Consider the following 18093-nt stretch of genomic DNA (forward strand, 5'->3'; position numbering starts at 1 on the left):
CGGCCAGGCTTTCCGGTGAGGCGCCCGCGGGCGCCTCACCGGGACACGACGGCCCCGGGACGGAACATGACACCCCGGGGAGGCGGCACCTTCCGGCCGGGCCGTGCGGCTCAGCCCCGCTCCGGGTCCCGTACGCAGACGAAGATCGCCGTGCCCGGGAGGAGGGCGCCGCGCAGCGGGGACCAGCCGCCCCACTCCTGGGTGTTCCAGCGCGGCCACTCCGGCTCGACGACGTCCACCAGGCGCAGTCCGGCGCCGACCACGTCGCGGATCCGGTCGCCGAGGGTGCGGTGGTGCTCGACGTACACGGCGCGGCCCTCCTCGTCCTGCTCCACGTACGGGGTGCGGTCGAAGTAGGAGGCGGAGACGGTCAGGCCCTCGGGGCCCGGCTCGTCGGGGAAGGCCCAGCGCACCGGGTGGGTCACCGAGAAGACGAACCGGCCGCCCGGGCGCAGCACCCGGCGCACCTCGCGCAGCACCCGCACCGGTTCGGCGACGAAGGGCAGCGCCCCGTAGGCGGAGCAGGCCAGGTCGAAGGAGGCGTCGGCGAAGGGCAGCGCGCCCGCGTCGGCCTGGACCAGGCCGATGTCCTCGCTGCCGATGCGCAGCGCGTGCTGGAGCTGGCGGTGCGAGAGGTCCAGGGCGACGGGGCGGGCGCCCTGGGCGCGCAGCCAGCGCGAGCACTGGGCGGCGCCCGCGCCGATCTCCAGGACCCGGGCGTCCTTGAGCTCCTCGACGGGGCCGAGGAGTTCGGCCTCCACCTCGTCCAGGCCCTCGGGGCCCCAGACGAAGCGGTCGTCGCCGAGGAAGGTGCCGTGCTCACGCTGGTACTCGTCGGCGTTGCGGTCCCACCAGCCGCGGTTGGCGCGGCTGCTCTCCGTGACCCCCGCCGTGCGCCGGGTCGCCTCCGGCTCCTGGGGTGTTCCGGGCTCTTGGATGATCGGCTCCCTCGTCGTATTCTCCGGTGATCCGCCGCGGGCCCCCTGCCGGAACCGGTGGCGGAAGGCGCGCGCCGGGCGCGCGTGGCCACGGTGAACAGGAATTGTGCCGGGTATGCGGCGATCCGCCCCGGGTGTCCGTCTTCGTGCGTTGACCCTGCCCGGCTGCCCCCGTATGCTACAAGTTGCGCTGCGAGCCTGCGCTCCTCGGACCGAGCAGGCTGCGCTCGCCTCTGTTGCATGTCTCTCGGTTGTCGAGGCGCTTTCCCCTCTCCGGATCTCCGGAGGGTCCGGAAACCGCGCTTCCCAGGCTGTCCGGCTTCTTCAGGGCGATACGGGCTCCGGCGTAGCAGTACCTACGACTTCAATGTCCGTACCGGAGCCCTTTCCCACATGACGAGCAGCACCGAGACCACCGCCACCACCCCGCAGGTAGCGGTCAACGACATCGGTAACGAGGAAGCCTTCCTCGCCGCGATCGACGAGACGATCAAGTACTTCAACGACGGCGACATCGTCGACGGCGTCATCGTGAAGGTCGACCGGGACGAGGTCCTGCTCGACATCGGTTACAAGACCGAAGGTGTCATCCCGAGCCGAGAGCTCTCGATCAAGCACGACGTCGACCCCAACGAGGTCGTCGCCGTCGGTGACGAGATCGAGGCCCTTGTTCTCCAGAAGGAGGACAAGGAAGGCCGCCTGATCCTCTCGAAGAAGCGCGCCCAGTACGAGCGTGCCTGGGGCACCATCGAGAAGATCAAGGAAGAGGACGGCATCGTCACCGGTACCGTCATCGAGGTCGTCAAGGGTGGTCTCATCCTCGACATCGGCCTCCGCGGCTTCCTGCCGGCCTCCCTCGTCGAGATGCGCCGTGTCCGCGACCTCCAGCCCTACGTGGGCAAGGAGCTCGAGGCGAAGATCATCGAGCTGGACAAGAACCGCAACAACGTGGTCCTGTCCCGCCGCGCCTGGCTGGAGCAGACCCAGTCCGAGGTGCGCCAGACCTTCCTCACCACCCTGCAGAAGGGCCAGGTCCGCTCCGGCGTCGTCTCCTCGATCGTCAACTTCGGTGCGTTCGTGGACCTCGGTGGCGTCGACGGCCTGGTCCACGTCTCCGAGCTGTCCTGGAAGCACATCGACCACCCCTCCGAGGTCGTCGAGGTCGGCCAGGAGGTCACGGTCGAGGTCCTCGACGTCGACATGGACCGCGAGCGCGTCTCCCTCTCGCTCAAGGCGACGCAGGAAGACCCGTGGCAGCAGTTCGCCCGGACCCACCAGATCGGCCAGGTCGTTCCCGGCAAGGTCACCAAGCTGGTTCCGTTCGGTGCGTTCGTCCGCGTCGACGAGGGCATCGAGGGCCTGGTCCACATCTCCGAGCTGGCCGAGCGCCACGTGGAGATCCCGGAGCAGGTCGTCCAGGTCAACGACGAGATCTTCGTCAAGGTCATCGACATCGACCTCGAGCGCCGTCGCATCAGCCTCTCGCTGAAGCAGGCCAACGAGTCCTTCGGTGCCGACCCGTCCGTGGTCGAGTTCGACCCGACCCTGTACGGCATGGCCGCCTCGTACGACGACCAGGGCAACTACATCTACCCCGAGGGCTTCGACCCCGAGACCAACGACTGGCTCGAGGGGTACGAGAAGCAGCGCGAGGAGTGGGAGCGCCAGTACGCCGAGGCGCAGCAGCGCTTCGAGCAGCACCAGGCGCAGGTCATCAAGTCCCGCGAGGCGGACGCCGCCGCTGCCGCCGAGGGCGGCGACACCGCGGCAGCTCCGGCTGCCTCCGGTGGCGGCGGTTCGTACTCCTCGGAGCCCGCGGACAACTCCGGCGCCCTGGCGTCGGACGAGGCCCTGGCGGCTCTGCGCGAGAAGCTGGCCGGCGGCCAGAGCTGATCGCCCACGGCGGCTGATCGAGCCGTCACCGCGGCCCGCACCCTTCCGGGGGTGCGGGCCGCGGTGCGTGTGCGGCCCGGATGCGCAGTGGCCGAATCGGTGCGCCCGGGGCGGGATTCGGCGGGGCCGGGAATGATCGCCCCACGGGCCGCGTTCTCCTCACAGACACGAGGAGGAGCGGTCACTGTGCTTGATCCACAGGGTTTGTTCGCATGGGAGCCCAAGGGCCTGTCGGTCGTCGACGTGGCTCTCGCCCAGGAGTCGGCGGGCCTGGTCATGCTCTATCACTTCGACGGCTACATCGACGCCGGTGAGACGGGGGAGCAGCTCAACGAGCACCTCCTCGACACCCTGCCGCAGCAGGTCGTCGCCCGCTTCGACCACGACCGGCTGGTGGACTACCGCGCCCGCCGCCCGCTGCTGACCTTCAAGCGGGACCGCTGGGGCTCCTACGAGGAGCCCACCCTGGACGTGCGCCTGCTCCAGGACGCCACCGGCGCCCCCTTCCTGCTGCTCTCCGGTCCCGAACCGGACGTCGAGTGGGAGCGGTTCGCCGCCGCCGTGCAGCAGATCGTGGAGCGCCTGGGTGTCCGCCTGAGCGTCAACTACCACGGCATTCCCATGGGGGTGCCGCACACCCGGCCGGTGGGCCTGACCCCGCACGGCAGCCGGACCGACCTCGTCCCCGGCCACCGCAGCCCCTTCGAGGAGGCGCAGGTGCCGGGCAGCGCGGAGGCGCTCGTCGAGTACCGCCTGATGAACGCGGGGCACGATGTCCTCGGGGTCGCGGCGCACGTCCCGCACTACATCGCCCGCTCCCCGTATCCGGACGCCGCCCTGACCGTGCTCGAATCGATCACCGCGGCGACCGGTCTGGTGCTGCCGGGGGTCGCGCACAGCCTGCGTACCGAGGCCCATCGCACCCAGACGGAGATCGACCGCCAGATCCAGCAGGGCGACAGCGAACTGGTCGCCCTGGTCGAGGGACTTGAGCACCAGTACGACGCGGCGGCCGGTTCCCAGACCCGGGGCAATATGCTCGCCGAGCCCGCCGACATCCCCTCCGCCGACGAGATCGGCCGCGACTTCGAGCGCTTCCTCGCCGAGCGCGAGGGCGACAGCTAGGGGGGGTCTTCACCGTCCCGCACGGCGCCCTGGCGGTCTTTCTCAGCGGGTCCGGCTCCCCGGCCCCCGGGCGGCCCGCCCCTCGTACGTCTCGTCCACAACCCCGGTGTGCCCACGGCCCGCCGGGGTTTCCGCTGCCGCCGGGTCGCTCATGGAGCCGGCCGCACCGCGGTGCACCACGCGGACCGCGGCGAGGGCGAGCGCGAGGCCCAGTACGGTCCCCGGGCCGAAGGTCTCGCCGAACATCAGGGCTCCCCAGAGCGCGGTCACCGGGGCCATGAGGAACATCAGGGTGTTGACCCGGGTGACGCCCGAGCGCCGCAGGATCAGCCAGTACAGGCCGTAGCCGCCGAAGGTCGACAGGACCACCAGCCAGGCGACGGCCCACCAGAACCGGGGCTCGGCGGGCGGGACCGCGGTGCCGGTCACGAGGGCGAGGGCGCTGAAGACGACGGCGCTGGTGGTGACGTGCACGGTCAGGGCCGCGACCGGGGAGGGCGCCCGGGCGGCGCGGCTGCCCTGCAGGAAGGTCGCCGCGACCAGGGCCAGCATCCCGGCGAACGGGACGAGGTAGGCCCACCGGTCCACGCCCTGGCTGTCCGCCGCGTCCGCCAGGGTGACGACCAGGACCCCGCTCACCCCGAGCCCGAGGCCGAGCCACTGGCGCCGGGTGACGTACTGGCCGAGCAGCGGGCCGGCGAGGGCGCCCGCGACCAGGGGCTGGGTGCCGTCGATCAGGGCGGTGGTGCCGCTGGAGACGCCCAGCTGGATCGCGTAGTAGACGCTCAGCAGATAGCCGCTCTGGGAGAGCAGCCCGATCAGCGTCTGCCGGGCGAGGCTCCGGGGCGACCAGGACCGTAGGGCCTCCGAGGGAGGCACGAGCGCGCGGGCGGCGGTGCGCCGCCGGGCCGCCCGGAGCAGGGCCGCGGCGGTGAGCAGCAGCAGGGCCAGCGGCAGGAAGCGCCACATGAGGAGGGTGGGGGTCGCCGCGCTGCCCGCGCCGAGCTTGGCGCCGATGAAGCCCGAGCTCCAGCACAGGACGAACGCGGCCGAGATCAGCAGCTTCATGCCGGGGTCACCTCGCGGGGGCCGTGTGGTTCGTGGAGCAAGCCGTGCCGTTCGTGGAGTAAACAGATCGGTATACCTCGCCCACTATACAGATCGGTATACCCTGGGGCCATGGACAGCGAAGCACGGTCACCGCACCGCATCGCCATGACCCCCGCGGCGAGGCGGGTCCGGGACGCCGCCGCCCGGCTCTTCTACGCCCGCGGCATCCACGCGGTCGGGGTGGACCTCATCGCCGCCGAGGCCGGGGTCACCAAGAAGACGATCTACGACCGGTTCGGCTCCAAGGACCAGCTCGTCGTGGAGTACCTCGCGGACCGCGACGAACGCTGGCGCGCCTTCCTCGCGGAGCGGCTGGCGGCCGCGGGCCCCGACCCCCGGGCGCGCGTCCTTGCCGTCTTCGCGGCCTCCGCGCGGTGGGCCGGAGAACACAGCGGCCGAGGGTGCAGCATGGTCAACGCCCATGTCGAGGTCGGCGATCCGGCGCACCCGGCGCATGCCGTCATCGCCGGTCAGAAGCAGTGGATGCTCGACTGCTTCCGCCACCTCGGCGAGGGGATCGGGGCGCCGGACGCCGAGCGACTGGCCCGCTCGCTCATGCTCCTGCACGAGGGCGCCCTCGCCACCCACGGCCTGGAGGTCTTCCCCGGGGCGCTCGAACTCGCCGCCGCTCAGGCCGCGTTGCTGCTCGACGCCCACACCGCGGGCGGCTGAGCGCGGGGCCCGCCGAGCGGTCGGAGCCGCCCGTACTACGCTGGCGTCCATGCTGAAAGTGGGCCTGACCGGTGGTATCGGCGCCGGCAAGAGCGAGGTGTCCCGGCTGCTCGTCGGACACGGTGCGGTGCTGATCGACTCGGACCGGATCGCACGCGAGGTCGTGGCGCCCGGCACCCCCGGCCTCGCCGCCGTGACCGAGGCCTTCGGCGCGGAGGTGCTCGCCGCCGACGGCAGCCTGGACCGCGCCAAGCTCGGCGGCATCGTCTTCGCCGACCCGGAGAAGCTCGCCGCCCTCAACGCGATCGTGCACCCGCTGGTGGGCGCCCGCTCCGCCGAGCTGCAGCGCGCCGCCGGCGCGGACGCCGTGGTGGTGCACGACGTCCCGCTCCTCACCGAGAACGGCCTCGCCCCCCTCTACGACCTGGTCGTCGTCGTGGACGCCTCGCCCGAGACCCAGCTCGAACGCCTGGTGGCGCTGCGGGGGATGAGCGAGGAGGACGCCCGCGCGCGGATGGCCGCGCAGGCCACCCGGGAGCAGCGCCGCGAGATCGCCGACCTCGTCGTCGACAACGACGGCGAACTGCCCGCACTGCGCGCCCGGGTCGAGGAGGTCTGGGCCGAACTGGCCAAGCGGGCCCACGAGCAGAGCACCGCCGGTCCGGACGCCTGAGGCCCGAGGACCGTACGCCTGGAGGACCGTTCGCCCGAGGGTCGCGGCCCGCCGCCGCGGCGGCCGAGTCTCCCGGGCTCGACCGGCCGAGTCGCCCGGACAGGAATACCCTCCCCCGTCGCGCGCGTTGAACCTCCCCGACGAGGGAAGGAATTCCGCCGTGCCCGAAAGCAGTGGATCCGCAGGACGTACGCCGGAGACGCATGTCATCGACTTCCGCGCCGCCGAGCAGCTGCTCGCCGCGCGCGATCCCCGGGGCGCGGTGAAACTCCTCGACCCGGTGATCGCCGCCCACCCGGAGAACACCGCCGCCCGGCTGCTGCGCGCCCGCGCCTTCTTCGCGGCGGCCCAACTGCGCCCCGCCGAGCTGGAGTTCACCATCGTCCTGGAGCGGGAGCCGGACAACGCCTTCGCGCACTTCGCCCTCGCCCGCACCTATGAGCGCGCCGGGCGGCCCGAGCAGGCCCTGCGGCACTTCCGGCTGGCTGCGGCGCTCGACCCGCGTCCGCAGTATCTGAAGGCCGCGCGCTTCGACTCCTGAGCTTCCCGGGTGAGCGGGTGCGGGCCCTGAGCCACCGGAGCGCGGTGAGTGTCCAGGGCGCTGGGAGCGTTCAGGGTGCGGTGAGCCACCCGGGTGCGGCCGGTACGGGGGTCAGCGGCGGCGGGGCGGTTCGTACGGGGGGACGTCGCGGCCCGGCTGGAAGTGCGGGCCCTGGCGGATATGCCGGATCACGATGATCAGATCGGTCACCACGACGATCCCGAAGACTCCGCAGGCCACCGCCCAGCCGACCCGCCCGGTGAAGGCGAAGGCGAGCGTGCCGCCGACCGCCCACAGCAGGCCCCACAGACTGAGCCAGAACCGCATCCGCAACGGACTGCGCGCGGTGAGGGGCTCGTTTCCGGTACGCATCCTGCGCCTCGCCTGCCTCCCTGCTCCGACGGCCGACCTTCCCTTCCCCCGTCTCTTCCCCCAGTGTGCGACCACCGGGCGCGGGAGGAGACATCATCCCCGGCGGCCCGGACCCGGATCCGGACCCGGCGAGGCCGGATGGTCGCCAGGTGTGTGCGGGTGGGAACGCTCGGTGGCGGCCGGGCGTTGGAGAGGGCATGGACGTACGGATGAGAGAGGGACATCAGGGCACCGGGCCCGGCGCGATCACCCCGGACGGCTGCGCGGTCGAGCTGTACGCCCGCCTGCCCGTGGGGGAGGAACCCGATATCGTCGCCGCCGCGATACCCGCCGGGGCACACCTCCTCGAACTCGGCAGCGGGGTGGGCCGGATCACGCACCCGCTCCTGGACCGCGGCTTCCGCGTCACCGCCGTCGACGAGTCGCAGCAGATGCTGGACCGCGTCACCGGCGCGCGGACGGTGTGCAGTCCCATCGAGTCGCTCGACCTCGGCGAGACCTTCGAGGCGGTGCTGCTCGCCTCCTTCCTGGTGCACGCCGGGGACGCCGCGGTGCGGCGCGCCCTGCTCGCCACCTGCCGCCGCCATCTCGCGAAGGGTGGGGTCCTGGTGATCCAGCGGGAGGGCGAGGACTACCACACCCGCCTGCCGCGCGAACGCGTCGATCCGCAGGGCTTCACCGTACGGATCCTCTCCTCGGAACCGGTCGGCGACGGGGTGCACTCGGTGCGCGCGGAGTACGAGTTCCCCGACGCCACCTGGAGCCAGACCTTCCGCGCCCGGCCGCTGACCAGGGAGCAGTTCGAGTCGGCACTCGCCGAGGAGGGGCTGGCCGTCGACCGGTACCTCACCGAGGACCGGATCTGGGTACGGGTGGTCGCGGTGGACTGAGAGGGGGGCGGAGCGCCCGACCGAGGAGGAGAGCAAGGCGGCGGGGGCGTGCGCCGGGGTCGGGCAGTCCTCGTGTTGTGGGGCGTTGGCCCGGCTGGTGCCCTGGCGTCGGTTCCGTCCGCCCGGGTTTCGGTTCCCGTCCGCCCCGGGTTCGGTTTCGTCTGTCCCGGGGTTCGGTTTCCGCCGCCCGGTTCACGGGAGACGGCGCCGTACGTCAGGACTCCGGACGCCCGCCTCCGCGCCTGCGGTGCGAGCGCTCGGGTTCGCCGCTCCGGCCACCGGCGCGCTTGCTCTCACGTCCGCTTCGGCTGCTGCGTCCGTCTCCGCTGCCCCGGTCGCCTCTGCTGCCGCGTCCGTCTCCGCTGTCCCGTCCGCGGCTGCGGTTCCGTCCGCCTCTGTCGTCCTGTTCGCCTTCGGTGTCGCGCCCGTCCCGGCGTTTGCGTCCAGCTCGGTTCTCGCGTGCGTCCGTGCGGTCCGGGTGGGCGTCCCCGCTGCCCGGGCCGTCGTCCGTCGTGGCTTGCTGCTCGTCGGTGGTGGCCTCGTCGGCCGAGCGGGTTCCGGCGCCGCCGCCGAGGGGGTTCGGGCCCTGGAAGCCAGGGGGTACGGGGGAGGGCGGTGTGGCGAAGCCGCCTGCTCCGCGCAGGCGTTCCATTTCACGGCGGTCCCGCTTGGTGGGGCGGCCGGTGCCACGGTCCCGGATCCCGGCCGGGGCGACGGCCTCGCGCGGCGGAGGCGGCGGGCTGTTGTCGACATAGCACTTCACCGCCTCGGGCGCCCCGACCCGCTTGCGCAGCAGCTGCCTGACCACGACGATCCGCTCCCGGCCCGCATGGCGCAGCCGGACCTCGTCGCCCACCCGTACGGCCTGGGAGGGCTTGACCCGGTCGCCGTTGACCCGGACATGGCCGCCACGGCAGGCGGTCGCGGCCAGCGACCTGCTCTTGACCAGCCGTACGGACCAGATCCAGCTGTCCACGCGTACCGAACCGCCGTGCCCGGCACCGCCGTTGGCCCTGTCCCCGGCCGCGCCGCCACCGGCGCCGGAAGCCTGGTCCCGGCCGCCCTCCGCGGGCTCGTCGGCCTGGTCCCGGTCCTCGGCGCGGGCCGCTGCTCGGGTCCCGGCCTCGGCCTCAGCCTGGACAGGAGCCGGAGCCGGAGCCGGGTCGGTCGGTTCGGGCTCCGGGTTGCTCTGCGACGGATGCGGCGTCATGGGGCGACCCTAGCCGCTGGGCCCCGGCAGGACTCCTGGATTTCCCCGCGCTCGCCCGTACGCCAGCCCGCAGGCCCGCACGCCCCCAGGGCCCGCGCACCCGCACGCCCCCACCTCCGCAGCACCGCGCTGCCGTCCGCCTCAGCCGATACCCGTAACACCCGTACCGCCGGAGGGCGTTCGTACGCACGACGGCGTACGCCAGCTCAGGCAGGGCGGTCCTGCTCTTGTCGGCGGCGGCGTTCCGCGGGGGACTCGACGAACTGGAGCTCCAGGGTGAGCGGGGCGGGGGCGAGGCCCGGGCCGCCGGAGTGGGCCCAGCGGATGATCTCCTCGGTGCAGTCCGCGCCCATGGACCAGCCGATCCAGGCCGGGCGGCCGCCGCGCCGCCGTCCTTCGGGGGAGGGGCTCAGCACGACGATGTTCGCCTGGTCGCAGGGGCCGAGGCAGTCGGTCACCCGGACCGCGAAGCGGCCCTCGGAGGCGGTGGCGGCCGCGGTGAACCGGCGCAGCTGTGCCGCGTGGTCCCAGCCCGGGTACTTGAGCGGCTGGCCGCAGCAGCAGCCGCGGCACACCACGAGGGTGCACGGGCGGCCGCGGGCGGGCCGGATCGCCGTAGGCATGGTCTTGGACTCCTTGGCTGACGGCAGCCGGATGGTCCGGGCCGCCGGTCAGGGTGATGGTCGCCGCCGCGCGGGTGCGGGAGGCCGCCGGGGTCGCGGACGCCAGGCGGCCCCGGCCCGTGGTGCGGGCCGGGGCCACCGTGCGTACCGTCAGCTGGTTCAGCCGTTCCAGCCGTTTCAGCCGTTTCAGCCGTTTCGGCTGTTCCGGCTGGTTCAGCCATTCCAGCTGTCAGTTCAGCTGGAGGCTGGAGGCCGTGGGCTCAGCGGCGGGTGGGCTTGGGCAGGGTGCAGCCCTCCGCGCCGAGGTCGAGCTTGTTGCCCTCGCCGAAGCAGGCGGGGATGTTGTAGGTCTCCTGGGCGTAGTTGGTGCCCTTGTGGACGGTGACGTTGCCGTTCTCGTCCACCTCGCACGGGTTGTTGTCCGTGCACTCCTCGCCGTCCTCGTTGCCCGTGTTGTTCACGGCGACGACCTTGCCGCTCGCGTCGTCCACCACGGGCGAGCCCGAGGTGCCGCCGATGGTCTGGCACTCGGGGGTGTAGCGGACCGAGTCCTTCCAGGTCCAGTCGCCCTCGCGCAGCTCGTGCACGAAGCCGTCCACGCTGCAGCTGTAGGTCTTCTTCCAGTAGCCCGAGACCACGGTGATGGCCTTGCCCTGCTCGGGGTGCTGGTCGGCGAGTTCGAGCGCCTTGATGCCGGACTCGTCCTCGATCTCCTGGTAGGTGCTGTCCAGTTCGTAGACGGAGACGTCGGTGTCGGTCATCGTGCCGTACGCGACCTTGGTGGCCTTCAGCGTCGCGGCGTCGGAGGCGTCGGCGTTCAGCAGGGTGAAGGTGCGGCTGGAGGGCTGGTCCACGACGACCTCGCCGGGGCCGGGGAAGCCGCTCTCCAGGCAGTGGCCGTTGGACATGACGAGCGCCGGGTCACCGGGCTGCGAGTCGGGCATGCGGATGAGCGAACCGGAACAGTTGCTGAGCGCCACCGTTCCGGCGAAGTCGACGGCCTTGGCCTTCGACTGCTTGGCGGGCGCGGCGTCCTGGGCCGTGGCCGAGGCGGCCGGGACCGCACCCGCGCCGACGAGGGCGACGGCGGCGAACAGTGCGCCGACAAGAGGCTTCTTCATGTGGGGGGTTCCTCTTCGAATCGACCGGAGCGCTTCGGTCCTTTGGGCCGGAGTTCTTCGGTTTATCGGATTTGGCTAGGGCATTGTGGGGTGCCCGGTACGTGACGGACAAGGGCGCACCCCTGGTGAACGGCCCCTGGCCCAGGTCTTTTTGGCAAAGAAACGGCCAAGAAACGCCCCCTTCGAGGCCGGTCGCAGAGCGGTCCAAGGCGGGTCCGCGGCCGGTCCGAGGCCTGCCCAAGGTCCGTCCGGGAACGGTCCGAGGCCTGTCCGCGGTCCGTGCGCGGACCGGCCCCGGTAAGCCGCCGTCTTCCGCCCGGTCATACAACTCCCTTACCGTGCAGGCGATTTGCAGGAAATCCTGCGGGGTCTCGAAGGGAGCCGGGAGATGGTCAGACGTACGGGTGCCGTGGCGACACTGGTGGCGGCGGGGGTGTTGGTCCTGGGCAGCGGCCCGGCGGGCGCGGCGGATCCGGCACAGCTGCCGTACGCCTCCACCACCGGTGTCGGTGTGCACAACGCCTACGAGAAGTCCACCTACCCGTACTTCGCGGACGCGCTCGACTCGGGCGCGGGCATGCTCGAACTCGACGTGTGGGCCAACGCCCTCGGCAGCTCCTGGCGGGTCTCGCACAGCAACCCCCTCGGCAACGACAACAACTGCGAGAACGCCCAGCGCCCCGAGGACCTGCGCACCGGGCCCACCAGCCACGACCTGGGCGGCTGCCTCTCCGACATCCGCGCCTGGCACGAGGCGCACCCCGGCCACCGCCCCGTCGTCCTCAAGCTCGAACTCAAGGACGGCTTCCTCGCCAACCGCGGCCGCGGACCCGCCGCACTCGACACCCTCCTCGGCGAGAAGCTCGGCGACGCGCTCTTCCGCCCCGGCGATCTCGCCGCGGGCCACGCCGACCTGGACGAGGCCTCCCGCGCCGGGGCCTGGCCCCGCCGCGCGGACCTCGCGGGCAAGTTCCTCGTCGAGCTGATCCCCGGCACCGTGGAGGAGTCCAACCCGCTGGACACCCTGTGGACCGACCGCGAGTACGCCATCCACCTGCGCGACCTCGCCGCCGCGGGCCAACTCGACCGGGCCGCCGCCTTCCCGGCCGTGCACAAGGCCGCCGCGGGCGACCCCCGCACCCGCTACACCGACGCCTCGCTGCGCCCCTGGTTCGTCGTCTTCGACGGGGACGCCGCCACCTACCTGGGCGGCTCCATCGACACCGACTGGTACGGGCGCGGCAACTACCTCCTGATCATGACCGACGCCCACAACGTGCCCCCGGTCATCGACGGCACCCGCCCCACCGAGGCCCAGGCCCGCGAACGCGTGGCGCTGCTCGCCGCCCACCAGGCCACCATCGCCTCGGCGGACTGGTATCCGCTGCCGGGCGTCGTGTCCTCCGTACTGCCGCGGGGCGACGGGAGTTGAGCGAGCGCGGCCGGGCGGGCGGGCGACGGCGGGTCCCGCCCGGCCGAGTGAGTGGGTGACCGGTGTGACCGGATGACTGCGTGCCCCGCCCCCGACCGTCCGGCCGCGCGTCCGCTCCTCCGGCGGCTCAGCCGAGGAGGACCCCCGGGTTGAGCACGCCCTGCGGATCGAGGGCCGACTTCACCGCGCCGAGGGCCCGGGCGAAGGGCTCGGGGCGCTGCCGGTCGTAGCCGGGGCGGTGGTCGCGGCCGACGGCGTGGTGGTGGGTGACGGTCGCCCGGTGGCGCCCCAGCACCTCCATGGCGGCCGCCTTGACCTCGTCCCACATCCGCAGCTCCGCACCGCGCCGCCCCGCCGCGATCACCGTGAAGTACGGGGCGGCGCCGTCCGGATAGACGTGCGTGAGGCGGCAGTTGACCAGGCCCTCGGCGCCGGTGACCTCCTTGACCGCGGCGGCGGTCTCGGCGCGTACCGACTCGTAGAGTGCGGGCAGCCGGTCCCAGGTGCAGGCCGTCTCGAAGGTCTCCACGATGCCGCTCATCCGGGCCAGGGCATCGCGCTGGTAGGGCATCCGCAGGAAGGCCGCCCGCCAGGAGTCGACCGCGCCCCGCGCCCCGGCGGGCTCCGGCGCGGGCCGCCCGCCGTGGTCGCGGGCGAGCGAGACGGCCGCCGCGAGGCTCTCGCCGACCGGGGCGTGCGCGGACTCGAAGCCGAGCACGAGGACCGTCGAACCGTCCGCGGCGGCGCCGGAGAACGCGGCCTCGCCCCGGTCGAGCAGGCGGCAGTTGGCGGGGTGCAGCCCCGACTGGGCCAGTACCCGTACGGCCTCGGCGGCGGCCTCGAAGGAGTCGAAGAGGACGGCCGCGGAGGCCTTGTGCACGGGCCGGTCCTGGAGCCGCATCCAGGCCTCGGTGATCACGCCCAGGGTGCCCTCGGAGCCGAGGAACAGCCGGTCGGGGGAGGGGCCCGCGCCCGAACCGGGCAGCCGCCAGGAGGAGTTGACGCCGATCGGGGTGACCACCCGCAGGGACTCGGTGAAGTCGTCGATATGGGTGTGCAGGGTGGCGTAGTGGCCGCCGGCCCGGGTGGCGAGCCAGCCGCCCAGGGTGGAGAACTCGAAGCTCTGCGGGAAGTGGCGCAGGGTCAGCCCGTACGGGCGCAACTGCCGCTCCAGGTGCGGGCCGAGCACCCCGCCCTGGACGCGGGCGGCGCGGCTGACCCGGTCCACCTCCAGGACCTGGTCCATCCGCGTCAGGTCCAGGCTCAGCACCGCCGGATGCGCCTCGCCCCGGTACTCGACGCCGCCGACGACCGAGGAGCCGCCGCCGTAGGGGATCACGGCGGTGCCGGTGCGGCCCGCCCAGTCCAGGAGATCGGCCACGTCCTGCTCGCCGCGGGGCCGCGCCACCAGGTCGGGCACCCGGCCCGGGGTGCGGTGCAGGGCGCGGACCACATCGCGGTACGCCTTGCCGAGGGCGTGCGCGGCACGGTCGGCCGGGTCCGCGGTCACCAGCGGGGCGAGCGAGGCGGGCACGGTCGCGGCGGGCTCGGGCAGGTCGAGGTCGGCGACCCGGGGGACCGGCAGCGGGTCCGCGGGCAGCCCCGGCAGCAGGGCGCCGAGGGCCGCGCACTCCGCGTCCGGCAGCGCCTCCTCGCGCCAGCCCCAGCCCCACCACGACCGGGTGCGGTGCTCGGCCGGGTGCTCCTCCGGGTGCCCCTCGTCCATGGCGTACTCCTTGTTCGGGCCGGCGTGCGGCTCGGCCTGCGGCTGGGTGGCGGACGCTCCGGGAGTGAACTTACCCAGAGGTATATTACCGTAAGGTAAGATGCCGGTCATGGAGAAGGCAAGAGCGGCGGCGGCCCGCGCGGGCACCAAGGGCGTCCCGCGCCGCGACCGCGAGGAGCAGATCCTCGCCGTGGCGACCGAGGAGTTCGGCAGGCACGGCTACACCGGGGTGTCGATGGCCGCCCTCGCCCGGCGGATCGGCGTCACCAAGCCGCTGCTCTACCAGTACTTCGGGTCCAAGGACGGCCTCTACACCACCTGCCTGGCCCGGGTCGGCGAACCCCTCGCCACCGCCGTACGGGCCGCGATGCACCGCCCCGCGGCCGAGCCCGCCACCCCGATCGCTGTACTGCGGGCGGTGTTCGCCACCCTGGAGGGCCGCCCGGGCGCCTGGTTCCTGCTGTACGACCAGTCCCTGCCCGCCGGCAGCGCGCCCTACGAGACCGCGCGGCGCTACCGGGACGCCATCGACGAACTGGCCGCGGGCGGCGCCCAGGACGTCCTGCGCGCCGGGAACATCGAGGACCCGCTCGACGCCGACCTGCTCAAGCGCCTGTGGAACACCCTCGTCGGCCAGAGCGTCGTCTGGTGGGCCCGCCACCCCGAGGAGAGCGCCGCGAGCATGGGGGAGCGGTGCGCGCGGATCCTCCAGGCGGTGCGCTTCGGCGGCCCCGCGGGCGGTGAGGGTGAGCGCCGTCACGACGGGGGCGAGCGCCGCCACGACGGGGGTGAGCGCCACCGCGGCGGGGGCGAGGGCTGACGCAGCGAGCGCGAGGGCTGACGCGTACGACGGCCGAGGGGGCTGAAGGGAGCGCGGTCGCCCGGGTGCAGTGGGGCGCGGAGGGGCGCATCGAGGTGGGCGGGGCGCGTGTCCAGGCCGGGTGTGCGCGGGGGTGGGGGCGGTCTGCCTGGGGTTTCGCGGTGTCTTTCCGGTCACGTTGTGAGCGCGGGCACAGCCGGAGGGGGCGATCCGCGGTCATGATCTGCGAGCCGTCGAGTGACAAGACGGCGTGGAGCGTCGTTGCAGGTGCACCGGCCGGGACCCCGGCCGCGGGGCGCCGCCGTGGCGCGTGAGCGGAGGTGCCGGATGACCGGGCGGACGGTTCTGGAGCGTTTCCCCGCCGGGGGACCCCGGGGGTCGTGGCCCGCGGAGGAGTTCGCGCGGGCCCGCCGCCTGGAAGGCGAGCGCGCCGAGGTCGTGATGGACCTGGCGAGCGACGCCTTCCTGGTGATCGTGCGCGCCCGCGAACCCGTCGAGTAGCCTCCCGCCCCCGGCAGCACCGGGACACAGCTGAGCCCCGGTGCCACGAGCGGGCGCCGGGGCTCAGCTGCACCTGAACCGAGAAAAGGACTACGGGCCGGTCAGGCGCTCACCGGCCGGGACCAGGCGGGCGGCGTACCGGTCAGGCGGCACAGGGCCAGATACAGCGGGATCGGCGGCGTGTACGGAACCTCCGCCTCCGGACGGTGGATCAGTCCGGGGCGGGCGGGCGCGTCGGGCACCAGGGCACCGGCCGCGTAGTGCGCGGGCGCGGGCCACTTCAGGGCCACATCGGAGTCCGAGGGGACGATCCACCACCAGCGGCTGCCGTCCTCGTAGACGCAGCCCGCGCGCGGCAGCCGGGCCAGCAGCAGCCGCCCGTAGACCGCGGGGACGGCGACGGCGTCGCAGCCGAGCGGGGTGGACATCGAGCCCGGCACGGCGAGCCGCACCGGCGGCGGGGCGGTGGTGCGCCGTGCCCGGGAGAGGCGGACCAGGCTGTCCATCGTCGGCATCGGGGCCGCGCTCATACCCATACCCGCTCCCCTCCGCCCGTCCGGTCCGGCTCGGTACCGCGCGTACCGGTGTGAGTCCGCCCGGCGTCGTCGGCCCGCGCGCCGCGGTCCCGGTCGTCCGACTGCCGGGGCAGTTCCGCCCAGACCAGCAGTCCCGGGCCGGTGTCCTGCGCACCCCAGGCACTGCACATCGCGGAGACGAGGAGCAGTCCCCTCCCGTGCTCCTCTTCCGGCTGCTGTGCGGAGGGGCGCGGAGCGCCGTCGGGACAGCCCTCGTCGCGCACCGCGATCCGTACCACTCCCGCCGCGTCGTCGTGCAGTTCGCAGACGATGCGGCGCGAGACGGTGTGCACCACGGCGTTGGTGACGAGTTCGGAGACGACCAGTTCCGCGGCCTCGCGGGTGTCCTGGCAGACGGACCAGCCACCGAGGCGGTCACGGGTCACCTGCCGGGCATGCGCGGCCGACCCCGGGTGCGGGGCCAGCTCGAAGCGGAAACGGCGCGCGCCGGTCCCCGTCCGGTCCGCCGGAGCGGCGGCGCCGTGGGGGGCGGCGGTGGCGTCTGTTCCTAACGGCGCGGACAAAGTCACGCTTGCCACTATCGCGGCGCCACGGACACTTGGCAAGTGGCACTTTGAAAATTGCAGAGTGGTGTGGGCTGTTGGTGGAGCCCGTGGCACACTGCTCGCAACAGCGTCCCGGGCGCCCCGAGTTGGGACACGGCCGGACGTACGGGACATCGTGTGACGCGACTTCGTGGAGGAACGACGTGAGCGAGCCGCGGTCCGCGCCGACGGTCGGCCAGGTCGTCCTCGGGCGGCGACTGCAGGACCTGCGCGAACGCGCCGGCCTCAAGCGCGAGGAGGCCGCCAAGATCCTCCGCGTCGCGCCCGCCACGGTCCGGCGCATGGAGATGGCCGAGGTCGGCTTCAAGATCCCCTACCTCCAACTCCTGCTGAAGTCCTACGGAGTCGGCGAGGAAGAGGCCGAAGCCTTCGTCACCCTCGCCGAGGAAGCCAACAAACCCGGCTGGTGGCAGCGCTTCCACGACATCCTGCCCGGCTGGTTCTCCATGTACGTCAGCCTGGAGGGCGCCGCCAGCCTCATCCGCTCCTACGACCCGCACTTCGTCCCCGGCCTCCTGCAGACCGAGGACTACGCGCGTGGCGTCATGGACTCCGGCGCCATCGGGCAGACCGTGCCCGAGGACATCGAACGGCACGTCGCCCTGCGCATGCGCCGCCAGGAACTGCTCACCCGCGAGGAGGACCCCCCGCGGCTGTGGGTCGTCATGGACGAGACCGCGCTGCGCCGCCCGGTCGGCGGCAACGCCACCATGCGCGCCCAGATCGACCGGCTCCTCGCATCCATGGACATGCCCAATGTGACCCTGCAGATCGCCGAGTTCGCCGCCGGTCCGCACCCCGGCACGTACGGGCCCTTCGTGCTGTTCCGATTCGCCATGCCCGAACTCCCGGACATGGTCTACAGCGAGTACCTGACCGGAGCCGTCTACCTCGACGCCCGCGCCGAGGTGGCCACCCACCTGGAGGTCATGGACCGCATGGCGGCACACGCCGCGACGGCACACCGCACGAAGGAGATCCTGCGCGATCTCCGCAAGGAGTTCTGAGTGGACCGCTCCCGCATATACAACGGCATGCCCGCACGCGAACTCGGCACCGAGGGCTGGCTCAGGCCCTGGAGCGGCGGCAACGGCGGCAACTGCGTGGAAGCCATGAAACTCGCCGACGGCCGCGTCGCCGTACGCCAGTCCGCGGACCCCGACGGACCCGCCCTCATCTACACCTCCGGCGAGATCACCGCCTTCATCCAGGGCGCCAAGTCCGGCGAAGCCGACTTCCTGCTCTCCTGACCTCCGCCCCCCTGCCCCCGGCCTCCGCCTCGACCCCGCGCCTCCGCCTGCCGCA

20 protein-coding genes are annotated in these 18093 nt (G+C 73.0%); 11 read left to right on the forward strand and 9 right to left on the reverse strand.

The window, feature by feature from the left end; translation table 11 throughout:
• Positions 1-110: 110 nt before the first annotated feature.
• Positions 111-1043: a class I SAM-dependent methyltransferase gene (locus MID12_RS26435; protein WP_078845248.1), complete on the reverse strand. Its 933-nt coding sequence runs from the start codon at positions 1041-1043 to the stop codon at positions 111-113.
• 288 nt (positions 1044-1331) lie between these two features.
• Between MID12_RS26435 and rpsA the strand changes: the two genes are divergently transcribed.
• Together rpsA and MID12_RS26445 are read left to right on the forward strand one after the other, a co-directional pair.
• On the forward strand, positions 1332-2831 hold the full coding sequence (gene rpsA, locus MID12_RS26440; protein ID WP_040254537.1) for a 30S ribosomal protein S1: 1500 nt from the start codon (positions 1332-1334) through the stop codon (positions 2829-2831).
• A gap of 186 nt (positions 2832-3017) precedes the next feature.
• Positions 3018-3956: a proteasome assembly chaperone family protein gene (locus MID12_RS26445; RefSeq protein ID WP_040254538.1), complete on the forward strand. Its 939-nt coding sequence runs from the start codon at positions 3018-3020 to the stop codon at positions 3954-3956.
• A 42-nt stretch (positions 3957-3998) separates the two neighbouring features.
• Here the strand turns inward: MID12_RS26445 and MID12_RS26450 are convergent, their stop codons facing one another.
• Positions 3999-5024, reverse strand: coding sequence for a DMT family transporter (locus tag MID12_RS26450; protein ID WP_263171192.1), 1026 nt, complete (start codon positions 5022-5024; stop codon positions 3999-4001).
• A 111-nt stretch (positions 5025-5135) separates the two neighbouring features.
• On the opposite strand from MID12_RS26450, the gene MID12_RS26455 reads away from it, so the two are divergent.
• The 3 genes from MID12_RS26455 to MID12_RS26465 all read left to right on the forward strand — a co-directional run bounded on the left by MID12_RS26455 (position 5136) and on the right by MID12_RS26465 (position 6952).
• Positions 5136-5738, forward strand: a complete 603-nt coding sequence (locus MID12_RS26455; RefSeq protein WP_263171196.1) for a TetR/AcrR family transcriptional regulator — start codon at positions 5136-5138, stop codon at positions 5736-5738.
• 49 nt (positions 5739-5787) lie between these two features.
• Positions 5788-6411 (forward strand): dephospho-CoA kinase, encoded by a 624-nt coding sequence (gene coaE, locus MID12_RS26460; RefSeq protein WP_040254543.1) that lies wholly within the window; start codon positions 5788-5790, stop codon positions 6409-6411.
• Between the two features lie 160 nt (positions 6412-6571).
• Complete coding sequence (locus MID12_RS26465) at positions 6572-6952, forward strand: tetratricopeptide repeat protein (protein WP_040254545.1); 381 nt, start codon at positions 6572-6574, stop codon at positions 6950-6952.
• Positions 6953-7063: 111 nt separating this feature from the next.
• On the opposite strand, the gene MID12_RS26470 is transcribed toward MID12_RS26465, so the two are convergent.
• On the reverse strand, positions 7064-7324 hold the full coding sequence (locus tag MID12_RS26470; RefSeq protein WP_040254546.1) for a DUF6343 family protein: 261 nt from the start codon (positions 7322-7324) through the stop codon (positions 7064-7066).
• 209 nt (positions 7325-7533) lie between these two features.
• On the opposite strand from MID12_RS26470, the gene MID12_RS26475 reads away from it, so the two are divergent.
• Positions 7534-8214, forward strand: a complete 681-nt coding sequence (locus MID12_RS26475) for a class I SAM-dependent methyltransferase (RefSeq protein ID WP_263171202.1) — start codon at positions 7534-7536, stop codon at positions 8212-8214.
• A 214-nt stretch (positions 8215-8428) separates the two neighbouring features.
• On the opposite strand, the gene MID12_RS32515 is transcribed toward MID12_RS26475, so the two are convergent.
• The 3 genes from MID12_RS32515 to MID12_RS26490 form a co-directional block, all read right to left on the reverse strand.
• Positions 8429-9424, reverse strand: coding sequence for an RNA-binding S4 domain-containing protein (locus MID12_RS32515; RefSeq protein WP_411577008.1), 996 nt, complete (start codon positions 9422-9424; stop codon positions 8429-8431).
• Between the two features lie 206 nt (positions 9425-9630).
• Positions 9631-10047, reverse strand: a complete 417-nt coding sequence (locus MID12_RS26485; RefSeq protein ID WP_263171205.1) for a (2Fe-2S) ferredoxin domain-containing protein — start codon at positions 10045-10047, stop codon at positions 9631-9633.
• A gap of 260 nt (positions 10048-10307) precedes the next feature.
• Positions 10308-11168 (reverse strand): serine protease, encoded by an 861-nt coding sequence (locus MID12_RS26490; protein WP_040254549.1) that lies wholly within the window; start codon positions 11166-11168, stop codon positions 10308-10310.
• 388 nt (positions 11169-11556) lie between these two features.
• Here MID12_RS26490 and MID12_RS26495 point away from each other — a divergent pair, with 388 nt between their 5' ends.
• A complete protein-coding gene (locus tag MID12_RS26495; RefSeq protein ID WP_040254550.1) occupies positions 11557-12600 on the forward strand; it encodes a phosphatidylinositol-specific phospholipase C domain-containing protein in 1044 nt (347 codons plus the stop codon).
• Between the two features lie 127 nt (positions 12601-12727).
• Here the strand turns inward: MID12_RS26495 and MID12_RS26500 are convergent, their stop codons facing one another.
• On the reverse strand, positions 12728-14326 hold the full coding sequence (locus MID12_RS26500) for an FAD-binding oxidoreductase (protein WP_263171212.1): 1599 nt from the start codon (positions 14324-14326) through the stop codon (positions 12728-12730).
• A gap of 109 nt (positions 14327-14435) precedes the next feature.
• Here MID12_RS26500 and MID12_RS26505 point away from each other — a divergent pair, with 109 nt between their 5' ends.
• Both MID12_RS26505 and MID12_RS26510 read left to right on the forward strand, forming a co-directional pair.
• Positions 14436-15146 carry a TetR/AcrR family transcriptional regulator gene (locus MID12_RS26505; protein ID WP_263171215.1) on the forward strand — a complete coding sequence of 237 codons (711 nt, stop codon included), beginning with the start codon at positions 14436-14438 and terminating at the stop codon, positions 15144-15146.
• Between the two features lie 327 nt (positions 15147-15473).
• Positions 15474-15647, forward strand: coding sequence for a hypothetical protein (locus MID12_RS26510; RefSeq protein ID WP_107071397.1), 174 nt, complete (start codon positions 15474-15476; stop codon positions 15645-15647).
• A 101-nt stretch (positions 15648-15748) separates the two neighbouring features.
• On the opposite strand, the gene MID12_RS26515 is transcribed toward MID12_RS26510, so the two are convergent.
• Both MID12_RS26515 and MID12_RS26520 read right to left on the reverse strand, forming a co-directional pair.
• Positions 15749-16183, reverse strand: a complete 435-nt coding sequence (locus tag MID12_RS26515) for a hypothetical protein (protein ID WP_411577009.1) — start codon at positions 16181-16183, stop codon at positions 15749-15751.
• Positions 16174-16608, reverse strand: coding sequence for an ATP-binding protein (locus MID12_RS26520; protein ID WP_397914704.1), 435 nt, complete (start codon positions 16606-16608; stop codon positions 16174-16176). The genes MID12_RS26515 and MID12_RS26520 overlap by 10 nt, the downstream gene beginning before the upstream one ends.
• 323 nt (positions 16609-16931) lie before the next feature.
• Between MID12_RS26520 and MID12_RS26525 the strand changes: the two genes are divergently transcribed.
• Together MID12_RS26525 and MID12_RS26530 are read left to right on the forward strand one after the other, a co-directional pair.
• Complete coding sequence (locus MID12_RS26525) at positions 16932-17795, forward strand: helix-turn-helix domain-containing protein (protein ID WP_263171218.1); 864 nt, start codon at positions 16932-16934, stop codon at positions 17793-17795.
• A gap of 27 nt (positions 17796-17822) precedes the next feature.
• Positions 17823-18038, forward strand: coding sequence for a DUF397 domain-containing protein (locus MID12_RS26530; RefSeq protein ID WP_078845505.1), 216 nt, complete (start codon positions 17823-17825; stop codon positions 18036-18038).
• Positions 18039-18093 lie beyond the last annotated feature (55 nt).

The organism is Streptomyces sp. SCSIO ZS0520, assembly GCF_025643355.1.
GTDB lineage: Bacteria > Actinomycetota > Actinomycetes > Streptomycetales > Streptomycetaceae > Streptomyces > Streptomyces physcomitrii.

Bases quoted from the DNA above. Each gene is read 5' to 3' on its own strand.
- MID12_RS32515 (WP_411577008.1), bottom strand. From the start codon at position 9,424: ATGACGCCGCATCCGTCGCAGAGCAACCCGGAGCCCGAACCGACCGAC.
- MID12_RS26470 (WP_040254546.1), bottom strand. From the start codon at position 7,324: ATGCGTACCGGAAACGAGCCCCTCACCGCGCGCAGTCCGTTGCGGATG.
- coaE (WP_040254543.1), top strand. From the start codon at position 5,788: ATGCTGAAAGTGGGCCTGACCGGTGGTATCGGCGCCGGCAAGAGCGAG.
- rpsA (WP_040254537.1), top strand. From the start codon at position 1,332: ATGACGAGCAGCACCGAGACCACCGCCACCACCCCGCAGGTAGCGGTC.
- MID12_RS26515 (WP_411577009.1), bottom strand. From the start codon at position 16,183: ATGGGTATGAGCGCGGCCCCGATGCCGACGATGGACAGCCTGGTCCGC.
- MID12_RS26500 (WP_263171212.1), bottom strand. From the start codon at position 14,326: ATGGACGAGGGGCACCCGGAGGAGCACCCGGCCGAGCACCGCACCCGG.
- MID12_RS26475 (WP_263171202.1), top strand. From the start codon at position 7,534: ATGAGAGAGGGACATCAGGGCACCGGGCCCGGCGCGATCACCCCGGAC.
- MID12_RS26505 (WP_263171215.1), top strand. From the start codon at position 14,436: ATGGAGAAGGCAAGAGCGGCGGCGGCCCGCGCGGGCACCAAGGGCGTC.
- MID12_RS26510 (WP_107071397.1), top strand. From the start codon at position 15,474: ATGACCGGGCGGACGGTTCTGGAGCGTTTCCCCGCCGGGGGACCCCGG.
- MID12_RS26495 (WP_040254550.1), top strand. From the start codon at position 11,557: ATGGTCAGACGTACGGGTGCCGTGGCGACACTGGTGGCGGCGGGGGTG.
- MID12_RS26455 (WP_263171196.1), top strand. From the start codon at position 5,136: ATGGACAGCGAAGCACGGTCACCGCACCGCATCGCCATGACCCCCGCG.
- MID12_RS26450 (WP_263171192.1), bottom strand. From the start codon at position 5,024: ATGAAGCTGCTGATCTCGGCCGCGTTCGTCCTGTGCTGGAGCTCGGGC.
- MID12_RS26485 (WP_263171205.1), bottom strand. From the start codon at position 10,047: ATGCCTACGGCGATCCGGCCCGCCCGCGGCCGCCCGTGCACCCTCGTG.
- MID12_RS26530 (WP_078845505.1), top strand. From the start codon at position 17,823: ATGCCCGCACGCGAACTCGGCACCGAGGGCTGGCTCAGGCCCTGGAGC.
- MID12_RS26490 (WP_040254549.1), bottom strand. From the start codon at position 11,168: ATGAAGAAGCCTCTTGTCGGCGCACTGTTCGCCGCCGTCGCCCTCGTC.